This is a genomic window from Bradyrhizobium genosp. SA-3, assembly GCF_004212635.1.
In the GTDB taxonomy this organism is placed as follows: Bacteria; Pseudomonadota; Alphaproteobacteria; order Rhizobiales; family Xanthobacteraceae; genus Bradyrhizobium.
In genome coordinates this window covers 30,379-47,957 of the sequence record NZ_PSRT01000047.1, presented here as the reverse complement: position 1 = coordinate 47,957, position 17,579 = coordinate 30,379, and the positions used below count along the sequence as shown (strand labels likewise).

General features: G+C 63.3%; 16 protein-coding genes. 1 reads left to right on the top strand and 15 read right to left on the bottom strand.

Annotated elements, in window-relative coordinates; translation table 11 throughout:
* Positions 1-5 precede the first annotated feature (5 nt).
* The 9 genes from CWO91_RS18240 to CWO91_RS18205 all read right to left on the bottom strand — a co-directional run bounded on the left by CWO91_RS18240 (position 6) and on the right by CWO91_RS18205 (position 9,093).
* Positions 6-935 (bottom strand): aspartyl/asparaginyl beta-hydroxylase domain-containing protein, encoded by a 930-nt coding sequence (locus tag CWO91_RS18240; RefSeq protein WP_130214971.1) that lies wholly within the window; start codon positions 933-935, stop codon positions 6-8.
* A 143-nt stretch (positions 936-1,078) separates the two neighbouring features.
* Positions 1,079-1,234 carry a hypothetical protein gene (locus CWO91_RS43030; protein WP_007612486.1) on the bottom strand — a complete coding sequence of 52 codons (156 nt, stop codon included), beginning with the start codon at positions 1,232-1,234 and terminating at the stop codon, positions 1,079-1,081.
* 175 nt (positions 1,235-1,409) lie between these two features.
* Entirely contained in the window at positions 1,410-2,063 is a 654-nt protein-coding gene (locus CWO91_RS18235; protein ID WP_165405527.1) for a hypothetical protein, read from the bottom strand.
* A complete protein-coding gene (locus CWO91_RS18230) occupies positions 2,032-2,694 on the bottom strand; it encodes an AAA family ATPase (protein ID WP_130214969.1) in 663 nt (220 codons plus the stop codon). The genes CWO91_RS18235 and CWO91_RS18230 overlap by 32 nt, the downstream gene beginning before the upstream one ends.
* A 137-nt stretch (positions 2,695-2,831) precedes the next feature.
* Positions 2,832-4,298 (bottom strand): flavin-containing monooxygenase, encoded by a 1,467-nt coding sequence (locus CWO91_RS18225; RefSeq protein WP_130214967.1) that lies wholly within the window; start codon positions 4,296-4,298, stop codon positions 2,832-2,834.
* 49 nt (positions 4,299-4,347) lie between these two features.
* Entirely contained in the window at positions 4,348-4,767 is a 420-nt protein-coding gene (locus CWO91_RS18220) for a nuclear transport factor 2 family protein (protein WP_130214965.1), read from the bottom strand.
* 162 nt (positions 4,768-4,929) lie between these two features.
* On the bottom strand, positions 4,930-6,351 hold the full coding sequence (gene ahcY / locus CWO91_RS18215) for an adenosylhomocysteinase (RefSeq protein WP_130214963.1): 1,422 nt from the start codon (positions 6,349-6,351) through the stop codon (positions 4,930-4,932).
* Positions 6,352-6,480: 129 nt separating this feature from the next.
* Positions 6,481-7,677, bottom strand: coding sequence for a methionine adenosyltransferase (metK, locus tag CWO91_RS18210; protein ID WP_130214961.1), 1,197 nt, complete (start codon positions 7,675-7,677; stop codon positions 6,481-6,483).
* A gap of 60 nt (positions 7,678-7,737) precedes the next feature.
* On the bottom strand, positions 7,738-9,093 hold the full coding sequence (locus CWO91_RS18205) for a hypothetical protein (RefSeq protein WP_128938832.1): 1,356 nt from the start codon (positions 9,091-9,093) through the stop codon (positions 7,738-7,740).
* 172 nt (positions 9,094-9,265) lie between these two features.
* On the opposite strand from CWO91_RS18205, the gene CWO91_RS18200 reads away from it, so the two are divergent.
* Positions 9,266-10,975, top strand: coding sequence for a caspase family protein (locus tag CWO91_RS18200; RefSeq protein WP_130214959.1), 1,710 nt, complete (start codon positions 9,266-9,268; stop codon positions 10,973-10,975).
* 221 nt (positions 10,976-11,196) lie between these two features.
* On the opposite strand, the gene CWO91_RS18195 is transcribed toward CWO91_RS18200, so the two are convergent.
* From CWO91_RS18195 to CWO91_RS18170, 6 genes are all read right to left on the bottom strand, one after another.
* Positions 11,197-12,315, bottom strand: coding sequence for a cobalamin-independent methionine synthase II family protein (locus tag CWO91_RS18195; RefSeq protein ID WP_130214957.1), 1,119 nt, complete (start codon positions 12,313-12,315; stop codon positions 11,197-11,199).
* A gap of 70 nt (positions 12,316-12,385) precedes the next feature.
* Positions 12,386-13,102: an ABC transporter ATP-binding protein gene (locus tag CWO91_RS18190; protein WP_130214955.1), complete on the bottom strand. Its 717-nt coding sequence runs from the start codon at positions 13,100-13,102 to the stop codon at positions 12,386-12,388.
* Positions 13,095-13,850 carry an ABC transporter ATP-binding protein gene (locus tag CWO91_RS18185; protein ID WP_130214953.1) on the bottom strand — a complete coding sequence of 252 codons (756 nt, stop codon included), beginning with the start codon at positions 13,848-13,850 and terminating at the stop codon, positions 13,095-13,097. The genes CWO91_RS18190 and CWO91_RS18185 overlap by 8 nt, the downstream gene beginning before the upstream one ends.
* Complete coding sequence (locus CWO91_RS18180) at positions 13,847-14,875, bottom strand: branched-chain amino acid ABC transporter permease (protein ID WP_130214951.1); 1,029 nt, start codon at positions 14,873-14,875, stop codon at positions 13,847-13,849. The genes CWO91_RS18185 and CWO91_RS18180 overlap by 4 nt, the downstream gene beginning before the upstream one ends.
* Before the next feature lie 8 nt (positions 14,876-14,883).
* Positions 14,884-15,753 carry a branched-chain amino acid ABC transporter permease gene (locus CWO91_RS18175; RefSeq protein ID WP_128938838.1) on the bottom strand — a complete coding sequence of 290 codons (870 nt, stop codon included), beginning with the start codon at positions 15,751-15,753 and terminating at the stop codon, positions 14,884-14,886.
* Between the two features lie 174 nt (positions 15,754-15,927).
* The gene (locus CWO91_RS18170) at positions 15,928-17,106 is read right to left on the bottom strand and encodes an ABC transporter substrate-binding protein (RefSeq protein ID WP_130214949.1); all 1,179 of its coding nucleotides are present in this window, start codon (positions 17,104-17,106) and stop codon (positions 15,928-15,930) included.
* Positions 17,107-17,579 lie beyond the last annotated feature (473 nt).

Sequence of the window (17,579 nt, the reverse complement as noted above, 5' to 3'; positions counted from 1 at the left end):
GCCGATCACCGCAACGCCGACAGCACGATGAGGCCGAGGATCAGCGCCGTCAGCGAATACTTCAGCGTGTAGTAGACGTTGCGGTTCCACTCCTTGACCTTGCGGCTGGCGAGATGGATCTCGTAGAGCTTGCCGAACACCTTGTTGAGCACGCCGACATTCTCACCGTCGACGTTCTGGGTTGCCGATGCCTTGACGATGTGATGGCTGACCCAGCGGTTGATCGCGGTCATGAATCCGAACTTCATCGGACGCTCGACGTCGCAGAACAGGATGATGCGGTTGACGTCGGTCGCATTCTCCGCGCTGTGGATGAAGGTCTCGTCGAACATGAAGGCTTCGCCGTCGCGCCAGACGCATTCGACGCCGTCGACGAGAATCCGACATTTGTTCGAGTTCGGCGTAACGAGGCCGAGGTGATAGCGCAGCGAGCCCGCGAAGGGATCGCGATGGGCGCCGAGCTTGCCGCCCGGCGGCAGCATCGCGAACATCGCGCCGTGCACGCTCGGAATCGAGTTCAGCAGCTCCACCGTCTTCGGGCAGAGCGTGCGCGCTGAAGGCAGGAAGTCGTCGTACCATTTCAGGTAAAACCGCTTCCAGCCGCTCTTGAAGAAGGAATAGAAGCCCCAGTCGTTGTTCTTGGCGGCGGCGCGGATAAAGCCCTCGTCGAACAGGCGCACTGCCTCGTCGCGGATGGTCTCCCAGTTCTCGCTGAGGGGCTTCAGTTCAGGAAACTGCTCGACCGAGATCACGGGCTTGTTGGGCACGGCCGAGGCGGCATACATCAGCACGTTGTAGGGTGCGAGGTAGGTCGAGTGATCGCCGAGCTGGCGCGCGAAGCGCAGCCGGTGCTTGCCGCGGAAGTGAACGTAAATCGTCGATGCCGCAAGCACATAAAGAATGACAAGTTGCGGTGCAAAAAGCTGTTTCAGCATTTCCCCAATCCCAAGTGACCCAGCCGGGGACGTCATCTACTCCGGCCGGGCCCGACCGACAAGATATTCACCGGTGGGTTGCAATCACGCTGGGGAGAGCGCTCGGGCGGAACTCGGGGCCGAAAGGGCCGAAACCGCCCAAATCAAGCCCGCGACAGCGCCTGCAGCCCCTTGAAGGTCAGGCGCTTGGGATCGGTGACGCCGGCCAGGTAGAGACGACGGATGAAGGCGATGACGGCGTCGCGGTCGCAATCGGTCAGCGCGACGACAGCGTCGACCGCGATTCTCTGGGCTTCCATTGGGCTCACCTCGGCCTTGCGAGTCACCCCGGCCGGGACAGGCTAGGACCCATCCGTTAATCCGGCGTTAACCGTTGGGCGATGGCCGATTCGGACGGGCGGCCGAATACGCAAACAACATTGGCGGGCGGGCTGCCCCGCCCGGGCCTCGGCGATATCCTGATTCCGATGCGCGCTATTCGGCGCCGGACGATCTCGCATTGCGTGTCAATGATTTTAGCAATTCGGCTTGCTGTCGGACCAACTCACACTGCTTTCGCGCATGTGAGCTCGACAACTCGACCCACTGCGAGAGCGTTCTCACGCGGCTCAACTCGCGCGTATACTGCAGGGTCGCGCCTGCATTCACCTTCATCAATTCGAGCATGACAGCGTGGCTCTCAGCGGCAACTCCGTCCAGAACGTCGCTTTCCGGACTGGCAATATCCTTCGTATATTCGAACGCAGCATGCACGCCTAACTTCATTGCCTCGAGGGCACGCGTCTGCATCTCTTTGGCGATCTCCACGGCGAGAGCGGAGGTGTTGCTGGCACTTTGGAATTGCGTCGAAGGCAACTCCACCTTCGTAGACGGGCACGTCGCGACATTGTCGATTGCCGCAGGAATGGTCGTCTCCGCAGGCACCTTTCGAGCAGGCGTCTTTCGAGCAGGCCTCTTGGCTGCCCGCTCGCTCCGGAGTCCATCGCCCCGTCGGGCGGCGACCGGATCAGGCGGCATCTCCAAGAGGCTCTCGTCGATGCTACGGCTCACCGCCGCAGTCAGATCCACCAGCGACCGACGTCTGGCGCGTGCGCCATCAGCAGGTTGTCTCGACCGCGCCTTGCCCATGATGATTCGACTCCGCGAAGATGTGTTCCGAAATCCAGCGCCATAGCCCAACGATCTCGTCCGAGGCCTTTCCTTCCGGCGCAAACTCGGTGACGCCCAAGCCTACGCCGAGCGCATCCTGATGGTCGTTGCGCTGTCCAATAAAGGGAAGCGCAAGCACGCCAAGCGAGTTGAGCGACGTGGCAGCTTCACTCAGCCGGCACCCCCGTGTGGGCGTCTGATTGAGGATGAAGGCAAACCGGCGGTTACCCCTACGAATAGCCAACAGCGTAGGGATGGCAGCTTCGATATCGGCCGGGCTCGGACGCGCCGGAATGAGACAGAGGTCGGCATTGGTGATGGCGCGCAGCGCCAAGGCGTTATTCGTGGCGGCCGTGTCGATGATTGCGAGCCCAATCCCTTCAGCCTGGAGCCGAGATAGCACCGGCTCGATCTCCGCCGGATCCGCAACGCACTCGACACGAGGAAACGAATTCTCGCGACGCTGTTTCCATCTCGAGATGGTGCCCTGCGCGTCCGCCTCAATGAGAGCGACGCGCTCTTCGCGTTCCATCGCGGCCACTGCAAGCCCAACGGCCAGCGTACTCTTGCCGCTTCCGCCTTTCTGCGTGACCAGAGCAAGCACGTGCACGTCCCGCGCTCCCATCAATGCCAGCGACGCGGAACTCAGGCGCTGTCGGAACTAAATTGCATGCGACGCAACAATACTACTTCAAGTCGCGGTTCACCTCAAGCGATCGACGGGTTCCCTCCGGCAACGTACGGAGATCAGGAATACTTCATCACGCCGTCGTCGATCCGGCCTAAGCGCAAGGAGACGATATCGAGCGCGTAGTTCTGATGGAGCCGCCACGGCCGCTTCGAGCCCTGCTTCGGCATCTTAGCGACCGAGCGCTGCACGTAACCCGAGGTGAAATCGAGCGAAGGCTGTGCGGTGATCGTCGGGTCTTCATTATGCGGCATGCACTGACGAAAATTGTGCCGGTCCATGTAGTTGATGAGCCGGCAGACATATTCGCAGGTGAGATCGCATTTCAGCGTCCACGACGCGTTGGTGTAGCCGAAGGCGGAAGCCATGTTCGGCACGTCGGCATACATCATGCCCTTGTAGGTCAGCGTGCTGGCGAAATCGACGGCGCGGCCATCGACGCTGATCTCGAGCCCGCCGACGACCTGGAGCACCAAGCCCGTCGCCGTCACGATGATGTCGGCCGCAAGCTCGCTGCCGTCCTTCAGGCGAATACCGTCGCGCGTAAACGTGTCGATCTCGCTCGTGACGACGGCGGCGCGCTGCTCGCGGATCGCCTTGAAGAGATCGCCGTCGGGAACGAGGCACAGCCGCTGGTCCCAGGGATTGTAGCGCGGCGTGAAATGGGTCGCGACGTCGTAGTCGGGGCCGAGTGCCATCTGCACGCCCCTAAGGATGAGATCCTTCACCTTCGCCGGCCGGCGCCGGCTGAGCTGGAAGAAGAACATCCCCCACATCACATTGCGCCAGCGGATCAAGTGATAAGCAAGCCGCGTCGGCAAATTGCGGCGCAGCTTGTTGGCGACAGGATCCTGAGCGGGGCGCGACACCACGTAGGTCGGCGAGCGCTGCAGCATGGTGACCCGCGCCGCTTTCTTGGCGAGCTCCGGCACAAGGGTCACTGCGGTTGCGCCCGAGCCGATCACGACGACGCGTTTGCCCGAATAGTCGATGTCCTCGGTCCATTTCTGCGGATGCACGATGCGGCCCTGGAAATCCGCCGTGCCCTTGAACTCCGGCGTGTAGCCCGCCTCGTATTTGTAATAGCCCGAGCACATGAACAGGAAATTGCAGGTGAAGCGCACGAGGTCGGTTGCGCCCTCGCCCGCGATGCGCTCGGCCTCCACGGTCCAGCGCGCCTCCGGCGTCGACCACGATGCGCGCTTGACGCGATGACGGAAGCGGATGTGCTGCTCGATGCCGTTCTCGGCGGCGGTCTCGCGCACATAGTTCAGGATCTGCGGCCCGTCGGCAATCGCCTTCGGGTCGGTCCACGGCTTAAAGAAATAGCCAAGCGTGAACATGTCGCTGTCGGAGCGGATGCCGGGATAGCGGAACAGGTCCCAGGTGCCGCCGATGCAGTCGCGCCCCTCCAGAATGACGTAGCTCTTGCCCGGGCACTTGCTCTGCAAATGATAGCCCGCGCCGATGCCGGACAGGCCGGCACCGACGATGAGGACGTCGAAATGTTCTTTGGTTTCGGCCATGGCGCTTCTCCTGATCACAGGATGGCAGCGCCACGCCAAATTGCAACGGTCAGGGGATGGTGGCGCCGTAGACACAGGCAGTGTCGAAATACTCGTGAAATTCGATCGCCTTACCGTCCTTGAAGCGCCAGAAATCCACCTTGGGCGTCTTCGCGACCTTTCCGGTTTTCTTGTTCGTCCATGCGCATTCGCCGCGCGCGACCACGGCATCGCCCTGCGCAACAAATTCGTTCATCGTGTAGTACTGCATGCTCCACTCAGCCAGCAGGCCATCGAAATAGCCGCGCAGCTCGGTGCGGTCGTCATAATACTTGGCGAAAGGTACCTGCTCGGCTCCCCGCGGAATCGAATCGAACTTGATCTGCGGGCCGATGACGTTGTCGAACCAATGATCGACGTTTTGCCCCTTGCTGTCGTTCCACTGGCGATAGGCTTCCTTCAACAGCTGAACGTTGGCTTCGCTGGACATCGCATTCCTCCATATGCATTCTGGCAATGAACGTGGAAAAAAGGCCGCCCGCTGCAAGAGGTGGCGGGCTTGTTGCGGCTCCACCTGAAAGCGTATCACAGGGCGGACCAACAAAAAAAGGCCCCGGATCGCTCCAGGGCCTTGTGTCGCAACTGAAAGCGATCAGTACCGGTAGTGGTCGCTCTTGTACGGACCTTCTTGCTTCACGCCGATATAGTCGGCCTGGTCCTTGCGCAGTTCGGTGAGCTTGACGCCGATCTTGGCGAGGTGCAGGCGGGCAACCTTCTCGTCGAGGGTCTTGGGCAGCACGTAGACCTTCTTCTCGTACTTGCCGTCCTTGTTGTTGGCGAACAGCTCGATCTGCGCCAGCGTCTGGTTGGTGAAGGACGCCGACATCACGAAGGACGGATGGCCCATGGCGTTGCCGAGGTTCACGAGGCGGCCTTCCGACAGCATGATGATGCGGTGCTTGTCGGGGAACTCGATCTCGTCGACCTGCGGCTTGATGTTGGTCCACTTCAGATTGCGCAGATTCGCGATCTGGATCTCGTTGTCGAAGTGGCCGATGTTGCAGACGATGGCGCGATCCTTCATCGCGCGCATGTGCTCGATGGTGATGATGTCCTTGTTGCCGGTGGCGGTGACGAAGATGTCGGCGCGGGGCGCGGCATCTTCCATGGTCACGACCTCATAGCCTTCCATCGCGGCCTGGAGCGCGCAGATCGGGTCGACTTCCGACACCATGACGCGGCAGCCGGCCTGGCGCAGCGAAGCCGCCGACCCCTTGCCGACGTCGCCGAAGCCGGCGACCATCGCGACCTTGCCCGACAGCATCACGTCGGTGCCGCGGCGGATGCCGTCGACCAGCGATTCACGGCAGCCATAGAGGTTGTCGAACTTCGACTTGGTGACGCTGTCGTTGACGTTGATCGCCGGGAACAGCAGCGTGCCCTTGTTGGCCATCTCGTAGAGGCGGTGCACGCCTGTCGTCGTCTCTTCCGAGACACCCTTGATGTTCTTGGCGATCTCGCCGAAGTAGCCCTTCGGCTTCTCCTTCAGCAGGCGCTTGACCAGCGCGTAGAAGATCTCCTCTTCCTCCGAGCCCGGCTTGTCGAGGAAGGCGGTGTCGCCGTTCTCGGCACGGACGCCGGCATGCACCAGCATGGTGGCATCGCCGCCATCATCGAGGATCATGTTCGGCGTGCCGCCGCCGTGCCAGTCGAACAGTTTTGCGGTGTAGTCCCAATATTCGGTCAGCGTCTCGCCCTTGACGGCGAAGACGGGAATGCCGGCGGCCGCGATCGCAGCCGCGGCGTGATCCTGCGTCGAATAGATGTTGCAGGAGACCCAGCGGATATCGGCGCCGAGCGCGGCCAGCGTCTCGATCAGCACCGCGGTCTGGATCGTCATGTGCAGCGAGCCGGCGATGCGCGCGCCCTTCAGCGGCTGCTTCGGGCCGTACTCCTCGCGGGTGGCCATCAGGCCGGGCATCTCGGTCTCGGCGAGCGAGATCTCCTTGCGGCCGAAATCGGCGAGCGAAATGTCCTTGACGATGTAATCGGTGAAGCCGGGCTTCGCGTTCATTGCGAGTGTCCTGTTGTTGAACTCGTCATTCCGGGTCGCCCAAAAGAGGCGAACCCGGAATCTCGATGTGATGGATAAGGATCCCGGGTTCGCTCGCGTACCGCGCGCGCCCCGGGATGACGCTTAAAACTAGAGCGCGCGCTTGAGCGGCTCGACGAGGTCGGTCTTCTCCCAGGAGAAGCCACCCTCGTTATCGGGCGTGCGGCCGAAATGGCCGTAGGCCGAAGTCCGCGCGTAGATCGGGCGGTTGAGGTCGAGATGGCTGCGGATGCCGCGCGGCGTGAGATCCATCGCCTTGGCGACGGCCTTCTCAAGCTGGTCCTCCGACACCTTACCGGTGCCGTGGGTGTCGATGTAGATCGACAGCGGCCGCGCGACGCCGATGGCGTAAGCGAGCTGGAGCGTGCAGCGGTCGGCAAGACCGGCGGCAACGACGTTCTTGGCGACGTAGCGCGCGGCATAGGCCGCCGAACGGTCGACCTTGGTCGGATCCTTGCCCGAGAACGCGCCGCCGCCATGCGGGGCCGCGCCGCCATAGGTGTCGACGATGATCTTGCGGCCGGTCAGGCCGGAGTCGCCGTCGGGGCCGCCGATGTAGAACTTGCCGGTGGGGTTGATGTGCCAGATCGTCTTCGGCGTGATCCAGTCCTTCGGCAACGCCTCGCGCACATAGGGCTCGACGATGTCGCGCACCTGCTTGGAGGTGAGGTCCTCGACCAGATGCTGGTGCGAGACCACGATCTCGCGCACGCCGACCGGCTTGCCGTTCTCGTATTGCACGGTGACCTGACTCTTGGAATCCGGGCCCAGCACCTTCTCGCGGCCGGAGTGGCGCGCTTCGGAGATGAGACGGAGGATCTTGTGGGCGTAGAAGATCGGCGCCGGCATCAGATCAGGCGTCTCGTTGGTGGCGTAGCCGAACATGATGCCCTGGTCGCCCGCGCCTTCTTCCTTGACCTCGCCCGGCTGCAGCGCATCGACGCCCTGCGCGATGTCGGCCGACTGCGGATGCAGCAGGATCTCGACGTCGCAGGTCTTCCAGTGGAAGCCTTCCTGCTCGTAGCCGATGTCCTTGATCGCGCCGCGGACGACGCTTTCGATCTGCTCGTTGGTCACTGATTTCGGACCGCGGGTCTCACCAGCGATCACGACCTTGTTGGTGGTCGCCAGCGTCTCGCAGGCGGCGCGGATGGCCCAGGGATCGATGCCCGCCTTCGGCCCTTCACGATAGAAAAGGTCGACGATCTCATCGGAGATCCGGTCACAGACCTTGTCCGGATGGCCTTCGGACACGGATTCGCTGGTGAAGAGATAGGATGCGCGCATCAGTAACCCCTTGTTCCGCCATTAGCCGGCGGGCGTTTGCGATGTTTACTTTTGATGATGTCAATCACGCCGACGCGAGATGACGTAGGATTCGTCGAGAAACCAGAGCCCATTGTACTTGCGCAGCACGTCCCTGGCGGCATCCAGAGTGCGGCCGTTTTGAGTCATTTCTGTCAACCGGTCGTCCTCAATCTGAGCGACATACACCGCCGCATTCCACGCTGCAAAGGCCGTCGAGGTACCGATGGTGCCGGTGACCTCGTTGGGCAGCGCTTCCATATCATACCTGAAGATCGAACGGTTATCCGCGTAAGCATTAAAATTTAAGTCGCGGCCCACCGATCCAAGTTCATACTTAACCGCACGCAGTAGCTCATGACGGCTGACTGAGAAAGGATTTTCTCCAGGCCAGATCGCCTGGATCATTTCCATGCCCGGATCCTGGCCGTGGGAGTGGATTCCGATCAGCCTGCCGCCAGGCCGGAGCGCCCGCGCCAAGGGTGCAATGATCCGCTTGGCCCGGAAATTGACCGAGGACAGGGCGCGATAGGGCTGCGATGCGATGACGAGGTCGAAATTGGCCTCAGTCTGGCCCGGCCGCGGGATGGTCGAATCCAAGAGAAACCTGTGGTCTTCGCGATAGAGCACGAGGACGACGGGCCGCTCGTAGAGCGGCATGGCCGTGCGTGGGCTGATCGCGGCGCGCCAGTTCTGCTCCAAGAATGGCCGCAGTTCCGCGATCTGCTGCTCGAACTCGCCCGATGAAGCGCCGCGCAGCGGCACCTCATGCCAGACGGTGGCCGCCGCCGCCGCAGGCGATGCCGGCGTCAGCCAGGGCGCCTCCGCGTAGAACATGTTGGTGAAGACGAACACCGACGCCGGATGCTCGAAAATGCGGTCGGGCACCTTCTCCAGCGTCAGGCGCAGGTCCTCGAGACTGAGCTCCTTACCGGCGACATAAAACGGCATGTTGGGAAAGCGCTGGTGCGTGGCGCGCAGCACCCGCGCAAGCACTGTGCCGTCGCCCACGCCCGCGTCGAACAGGCGTAGCGCCGGCGGGCGCGGATGGATGGAGCTTAGCTCCAAGGCGACCCTATCTGCGATCACCCGCTTCTCGCTGCAGGTGTGGACGAACAGCAGGTATTTCTGGCGGTTCTCGAAGAAGCGGAAATTGCCGCGCGGGTCGCGCTTTTCCGGCGGCACCTGAAGTCCCCGTGGCGGCGGCACGCCGCCGGCCATCGATGCGGCCATATAGGCCTGGATCCGCTCCAGCGTGTCGATGGTGATGCGCTTTCCCTCGCGCAGGCGATGCACCAGCTTCCCATCGTTCACCGCGCGCCGACCGAAGGTCGATTCCGCCATGCCCGCCTTGCGGCAGAACTCGGTGATCTGGCTTAGGATTTCGTCGTTTTTCATCGGTGGGACGCGGTGGGCAGACGGATTGGGTCCAGCGTCCTAGCAAATTCTGCCCACTCAGGGAATAGTGGATTGAGGCGCCTCGGTTGGCCGCGCGCCAGGGCGGGAGCCCGTGAACCCCTGCGCCCCGCCGGGCAACAAACAAGCGCTTCTCCTCTCACGAGATATCGCCATGCGCCGCCCGCTCGTCGCGCTCTGCCTGCTCATCGTCGCGCCGTGGTCCGGGCCCGCCTTCGCCCAGGCCCGCAATCAGCTCGGCCCGCTCTGCACCACCGAGACTACGCCCGCGGACCAGATGGTCGACGCCTGCACCAAGATCATCGCGCTGAAAGTGTTCAGGGCCGAGCAGCTCGCAACGGTCTACTTCTGGCGTGCGGTCGGGTGGAACAAGAAGGGCGAGTACGCCAAGGTCATCACTGATGCCACGGAAGCGATCCGGCTCCAGCCGAGCCAGGCGGTCTACAACTTGCGGGGATCGGCCTATTACGACAAGGGCGAGTACGAGATCGCGATCGCGGATTTCGACGACGCGCTGAAGCTCGGCCCGCCCAGCGGCATCATCTTCCACAATCGCGGCAATGCCTGGCGCGGCAAGCGCGACTATGCCAAGGCCATTGCCGATTACGACATGTCGATCAAGGCCGATCCGAAATCGGCGTTCTCGTTCCAGAACCGTGGCATCTCGAAAGAGGCGCTCGGCGATCTCGACGGCGCGCTCGCGGACATCAATCAGGCGATCCGGCTCGATCCGACGCTGCCGCAGCCGCGGATCAACCGCACCGCGATCTGGCGCGCCAAGGGCGATCTCGATCGCGCCATCGCCGATGGCAGCGAAGCGATCCGGCTCGCCAAGGAACGGCCGCCGGTCAACATCATGACGCCGCCCAACAGCGTGCCGATCTCCGGCTACATCCATCGCGCGCTCGCCTATGAGGCCAAGGGCGACTATGCGCACGCGAAGGACGACTACAAGGCGACGCTGGCGATCGTGGCTTCGGATGCCGGCAGCAAGGCCAACCAGGCCACCGCGAAGGTGCGGCTGTCGCTGCTGACGGATGCGAGCGCGCCGATCCCGCGCGATGCGCCGTCACCGACGACGCAGCCGACCGATCCAGCTCCGCAGCAGGCGGGGCCGGCGCCGACGCCCGCACCGGTCGCCCCCGGCAAGCGCATGGCGCTGGTGATCGGCAATGGCGCCTATGCGCATGTCAAGGCGCTGCCCAATCCACCCAACGATGCGCGCGCCATCGCCAAGAGCCTGCGCGACATCGGCTTCACCGTGTCCGAGGGCATTGACCTCGACCGCGCCGCGATGCAGAAGGTGACGCGCGACTTCTTGCGCGAGGCGGCGCGGGCGCAGGTCGCGGTGGTCTACTATGCCGGCCATGGCGTGCAGGTCGACGGCCGCAACTATCTCATTCCCGTCGACGTCGAGCTCAAGCCGGGCGCCAACATGACGGAGGCGATGATCGAGACTGATACGATCATGGCCGGCCTCGACGACCAGGTCCGCACCAACATCCTGATCTTCGACGCCTGCCGCAACAATCCGATGGCGCAGCAGGTTGCATCCGTCGGCGGCAATCGCGGCATCGAGGGTGCCCCGGGCCTCGCAGCTCCAACGAGTCTGGGCACCGGCGCGACGTTGGGAGCCGGCACGCTGATCGCGTACGCGACCGCGCCGGGCCAGGTCGCGCTCGACGGCGAAGGCGCGAACTCACCGTTCTCCGCCGCGCTGTCGCGCCACATCGGCACGCCCGGGCTGGAGGTGCAGCAGATGCTGACACGGGTCCGGGCCGAGGTGGTCTCGACCACGAAGAACAAGCAGGTGCCGTGGTCGAATTCGTCGCTGCTGGGCGAGGTCTATCTGGCGGCGAAGTGAGGGCGGAGCGGGCTGGGCTGTGAGGCGAAGACCGCGCGTCAAACTCAGTGTCGTCCCGGCGAAGGCCGGGACCCATAACCACAGGAAGTGGTTTGACGAAGACCGTTAGCACGCTCGCGCTGCAACTTGCACTCGGCGTATGGGTCCCGGCCTTCGCCGGGACGACACCGAGAAAGTGGTGAGGCCTTTCAGCCTCATGCGCAGCGGAATGACGCTACGCCTTACTTGCCCCACACTTCCTTCGCGATTTCCACCGCAAGGCTGAGCTTGGCCCACTGCTCTTCCTCGGAGAGGATGTTGCCCTCTTCCGTCGAAGCGAAGCCGCATTGCGGCGACAGCGCGAGCTGCTCCAGCGGGGCAAACTTAGCGGCTTCTTCCAGGCGGCGCTTGATGTCATCCTTCTTCTCGAGCTCGCCGAACTTCGAGGTGATGACGCCGACCACGACGACCTTGTTGCCCTTGGGCAGGAAGCGCAGCGGCTCGAAGCCGCCGGCGCGATCGCTGTCGTATTCGAGGAAATAGCCGTCGTAATTGGTGCCGGCGAGCAGGGTCTCGGCGACCGGCTCGTAGCCGCCCGAGGAGATCCAGGTCGAGCGGAAATTGCCGCGGCAGACATGCGTCGTCACCACCATGTCGGCGGGCTTCTCAGCCAGCGCGTAGTTGATGATACGGGCATAGATCTGCTGCAGGCCCTCGGGATTGTCGCCGCGCTCGCGCGCCTTCTGCAGTTCGTCCTGCGAGCAGAGATAGGCCCAGACGGTGTCGTCGAATTGGAGATAGCGGCAACCGGCGTCGTAGAACGCCTTCACGGCCTTGCGATAGGTCTTGCCGAGGTCCTCGTAGAAGGCGTCGAGATCGGGATAGACGTCCTTGGAGATCGACTTGCGACCGCCGCGGAAGTGCAGCACCGCCGGCGACGGGATCGTCATCTTGGCGGTGACGTGGGCCTGGTCGGCATACTTCTTCAGGAAGCGGAAGTGATCCAGCATCGGGTGGTTGTTGGGGAAGTCGAGCTTGCCGATCACGCGCACTGCGTCGTGCCGGGTCTGAACGCCCGCGAACTGAATGCCGGTGTCGGGGTGGAACAGCTCGCAGCCGGTGAGCTTGGCCAGGAAGTCGAAGTGCCACCAGGAGCGACGGAATTCGCCGTCGGTCGCAAGCTTCAGCCCGATCGAAGCCTGCTTGTGCACGACCTTCTCGATCTCCATGTCCTCGATCTTGCGCAGATCGTCGGCCGAGATCTCGCCCTTCTCCAGACGGCTGCGGGCTTCCTTGATCTTGGCGGGACGCAGAAGGCTGCCGACCTCGTCGGCGCGGAAGGGGGCTTTGGTTCGCTGCATTGTTATCTCTCCCGAAATTTCAGTGGCGCAAGTTGTACTCCCTCTCCCCGCCTGCGGGGAGAGGCGAAGATCAATGGGTGGCCGCTCCGGCGACGCTGAGGTGGCGCTCCAGGACGGATGGGTCGGCCTTCAGGGCGGCGCTCGGGGCGTCGTGGACGATCGTTCCGCGCTCCAATATCACGACGCGGTCGGCCAGCCCCAGAATCTTTTGGGCATTCTGCTCGACGATGATCGAGCAGATGCCGCCCGCCCGGGTGATGGTGCCGATCGCCTTGAGCAGTTCCTCGACGATGATGGGGGCGAGGCCCTCGGTCGGCTCGTCCAGCAGCAGGACTTTCGGATTGAGTGTCAGCGCGCGGCCGATCGCCAGCATCTGTTGCTCGCCGCCGGAGAGCTGGTTGCCAAAATTGCTCCGCCGCTCCTTCAGCCGCGGGAACATCTCGTAGACCTTCTCGACCGTCCAGGGGCCGGGCTGCGCCACCGCGGTCATGTTCTCTTCCACCGTAAGCGAGCGGAAGATGTTGCGCTCCTGCGGCACCCAGCCGATGCCGGCACGCGCGCGCTGGTCAGGCCGGAGCGAGGTGACATCCGCGCCGGCAAGCGCGACCGACCCCGAGAAGCGGCGGGTGACGCCGACGATGGAATTGATCAGCGTGGTCTTGCCGGTGCCGTTGCGGCCGAGCAGCGCCAGCACCTGCCCCTCGGCGAGGCACAGCGACATGTTGGGCAGCACCACCGCCTCGCCATAGCCGGCGCGAAGGGAGTTGATCGCGAGCAGGTCAGACATTGACCGCCTCCTCGCCAAGATAGACCGCCTTGACCTGCGGATCGCGCGCGACCTGTTCGGGCGGCCCCTCCGTGAGCAGCGCGCCGGAGACCAGCACCGAGATGCGGTCGGCAAAGGAGAAGACGAGGTCCATGTCGTGCTCGATCAGGAGCACGGTAACGTCGCGCGGCAGTGCGCCGACGACCGCGAGAATGTCATGGCGCTCGCTCTCGGGCACGCCGGCGGCGGGCTCGTCGAGCAGCAGCACGCGGGGCTTGGCCGCGATCGCCACCGCGATCTCGAGCAGACGCTGCTTGCCGTAAGGCAGCGTCACGGTCTGCTCGTTCATGACGTCGAGCAGATGGAAGCGCGTCAGCAGATCGGCGACTTCGCCGTTGACGTCGCTGCGTGTCCCCATCCGCCTCCACCAGTCGCCGCCATGGCCGAGGCGCTCGGAGACGGCAAGGCCGATGATCTCGAGCGGGGTCAGGTCGGGATAGAGCTGGTTGATCTGGAACGTGCGCGACAGGCCGCGCAGCACGCGCTTGTGCACGGGCAGATCGGTGATGTCCTGACCTTCGAGCAGGATGCGGCCCGAGTTCGGCTTGAGGACGCCGGTGAGCTGGTTGATGACCGTGGTCTTGCCGGCGCCGTTCGGGCCGATCAGGGCATGGCGGGCGCCCTGCTCGATCTTCAAGGACAGGTCGCGCGTAACGCGCAGGCCGCCGAACTGCTTTTCGAGATTCTTCGTTTCGAGCGCGATGGTCATGCGTCGCTCTCCGGCACGGCGACGACGGCCTTGCGCCCGGCCACCTGCCTGATGATCAGGTTGGGCACATAGAGCACCCAGCGGTGCAGGCGCTGGCGGCCGACCAGCACGATCACGACAAGCACGAGGCCGATCCAGAACTGCCAGTATTGCGGGGTGATGGTGGAAAACAATTCCTGGAGCATACGGAACACCACCGCGCCGATCAGCCCGCCATAGAGATAGCCGGTGCCGCCGATGACCAGCACCAGCATCAGATCGGCGGAGCGCTCGAACGCGAACACGTCGAGCGAAGCGATCGCGGTGGTCTGAGTGAACAGCGCGCCTGCGATGCCGGCATAGAACGCCGCCAGCGTGTAGATCGCGATCAGGCGGCGGTTGACCGGGATGCCGATGGCGGCGGCCCGCAGCGGATTGTTCTTGATCGCACGCAGCGACAGGCCGAAGGGCGAATGCACGACGCGGCGGGCGAGCAGGAAGAGGAGGAACAGCACGGCCAGCGAGTAGAAGAAGCCGGCTTTACCGAACATGTCGAAGGGGATCTCGCCGAAGATCGGCTGCATCTCGATGCCTTGCAGGCCGTCGGTGCCACCGGTGATGTTGGAGAAGCGTTCGGCCAGCGCTTCCAGCAGCAGGGCGATGCCGAGCGTCACCATCAAACGCGTCAGGTCGACGCCGCGGATCACCAGGAAGCTGGTGGCAAAACCAAGCACCATCGCCGCAAGGCCGGCGACGATCAGCGCCAGCACGGGCTCTTTGATGATGCCGTGCAGCGCGAGAAGTCCCGCCGCGTAGGCGCCGACGCCGAAGAAGGCGGCATGGCCGAGCGAGACGATTCCGGCATAGCCGAGGATGAGATCGAGCGACATCGTGAACAGCGCCAGCCGCAGGATGTCGGTCATGATCAGATAGCGCGTGGGAAAGGCGAAGCCGCAGGCCAGCACGATGAGCCAGAAGGCGACTTCGCCATAGTGCCAGCGCGCTTGGCGCTGGGCGTGATAGCCGACGTCGGAGGAAGCGCTCATCGGCGGACTCAACGCGCGGCCGTGCGGCCGAACAGGCCGTTCGGGCGCCAGATCAGGATCACGATCATCATGGTGTAGATCACGAAGGGGCCCATCTTCGGCACGTAATATTTTCCGGCGACGTCGCCGATGCCGAGCAGGAGCGAGGCCAGGAACGGCCCGGTGATCGAGGACGAACCGCCGACGGTGACCACGATCAGGAAGTAGATCATGAATTTCAGCGGAAAGTACGGATCGAGGCCGAGGATCTCGGCGCTCAGCGCGCCGCCGAGGCCGGCGAGCCCGCAGCCAAAAGCGAAGGTGAAGGCGAACACTTGCGGCACGTTGATGCCGAGCCCGCTCGCGGCACGGGGATCGTCGACTGCGGCGCGGAGGCGGCTGCCGAAGCGGGTCTTGGCCAGCACCATCTGCAGGCCGATGGTGAGCAGACCGCAGATCACGATGATCATCAGCCGGTAGCGGCCGATGCCGACGCCGAACACGTCGAACTGGCCCTGGAGCGCAGCGGGCAAATTGATGAAGACGCGCGAGGAACCCTGAATGTAGTCCACCGCCGCCACCGACATGAAGGTCAGGCCGATCGTGAACAGCACCTGGTCGAGATGGCTGCGCGCATAGAGGTGGCGGTAGAGCGTGCGTTCGAGCGCAATGCCGATCGCGGCTGCGGAGACGAAGGCGAGCGGCAGCGCGGCGAAGAACGGCCAGCCCATCCGGTTGACCAGCACCATGCAGACATAGCCCCCGGCCATGGCGAAGGCGCCATGGGCGAGGTTGACGAAGTTCATCAGGCCGAGCGTGACCGCGAGCCCGCAGGCGAGCACGAACAACAGCATGCCGTAGGCAACGCCATCGAACAGGTTGGTGAGGATTGCGGTCATCGGGGGTCGAAAGTCATCTCAAGTGTGGCCAAGGGCCATGCTGCGCTCCCTCTCCCGCTTGCGGGAGAGGGTTGGGGAGAGGGTCTTTCCACTGAGAGACTCCCGACGGCGCTCTGCGCCGACCTCTCCCGCAAGCGGGAGAGGTGAGCCTCAAGGATGACGCGCTTTCGCGCGTCACTTCTTGGTCTTGCCGAGATCCTTGACGGCCTCGAAGGTCGCGAACTCGACATTGTAGAGTTCGCCGTCGACCTTCTCGACCTTGCGGATATAGATGTTCTGCACGATGTCGCGGGTCTCGGGGTCGATCGAGATCGGGCCGCGCGGGCTCTCCCACTTTTGGCCCTTCATGGCTCCGATCAGCTTGTCGCCGTTGGTATCGCCACCGGTCTTCTTCAGCGCTTCGTAGATCAGGTGCATGCCGTCATACCCGCTCACGGCCATGAAGCCCGGACGGTTGCCGAACGCCTTCTTGTAGGCGGCGACAAAATCCTTGTTCATCTGCGAGGAATGGGCCGCGGAGTAGAGATGCGCGGTGACCGTGCCGAGCACGGCGTCGCCCATGTTGTTGAGAAGGTCGTCATCGGTGACGTCGCCTGGTCCGATCACCTTGATGCCGGCCTTGTCGAGACCACGCTCGGCATACTGCTTCATGAAGTTGCCACCCTGCCCCGCCGGCACGAACACGAAGATCGCGTCAGGCTTGGCGTCCTTCATGCGCTGGAGGAACGGCGCGAAATCAGGGTTTTGCAAGGGCACCTTGACCTCTTCGACCACTTCGCCGCCGCCGGCGGTGAAATGCTGCTTGAAGAAGTTCAGCGCGTCATTGCCCGGCGCGTAGTCCGAGGTCAGCGTCGCCACCTTCTTGATGCCGTTCTTCACCGCCCAGTCGCCGATGATGGTGGAGGACTGCGCCAGCGTGAAGCTGGTGCGCACGATGTAGGGCGAACGCTCGGTAATGATGGAGGTGCCGGCCGCCATGACGACTTCCGGGATCTTGGCTTGCGTTGCGAGCGGCGCGGCCGCGAGCGCGGCGGGCGTCACGCCGAAGCCGGCGATGAAGTTGACCTTGTCGTTGACGATCAACTCTTGCGCGGCGGTCTTGGTCTTGTCGGGAATCGCGGCATCGTCCTTGAGGATGATCTCGATCTTCTTACCGGCGACGGTGTCGCCCTTCTGCTGCATGTAGAGCTTGATCGCGTTCTCGATCTGCTTGCCGGTCGAGGCCTGGCCGCCGGTCATCGGCAGAATCAGGCCGACCTTGACGGCGTCCTCGGCCTTGGCCGGAGCAATGGCAGCAAGGCCCGAGATGGCAGCCACCGCGGCGGCCCAAGAAAATGGTTTGCGTACGAACATCAGATCTCCCTCCCCTTAATTCCTGACTTTTGTGCCCTGAACCGAGTGCCCGGTCCTTGCCGCGCTTTAACTCGCGGACAAGCCATGCCGTGCGGCCACATGGCGTCCTCTGCAACCCCGTTGTCAATCGGACGTTGGGCGACCATTCGGCGCAAGCGCGCGGTCTTTTCGACGACAGCCGGAGAGATTTGTACGATTGTACAAATAAAATGGTCTTGTCAACGAAAAAGCCCTTCGTTGCTCAAGCCAGTTTGCCGCGAATTTGATGCGGCACTCTAAGAGGCGCTACGGCAGCGTGATGGAGAATTCCGCCTCTCATTTGCAGAATTCGAACATCCCCGAATGCCTTTGCCGTTGAACCCTCACGGTTATGCCGGCTGATCTCCTAGCTTATGAATACGTTATGTATACCATACCAGCTAAGACGCTCTCTCAAGTGCAAAATAGACCTATTATAATACCTTCATGTATAC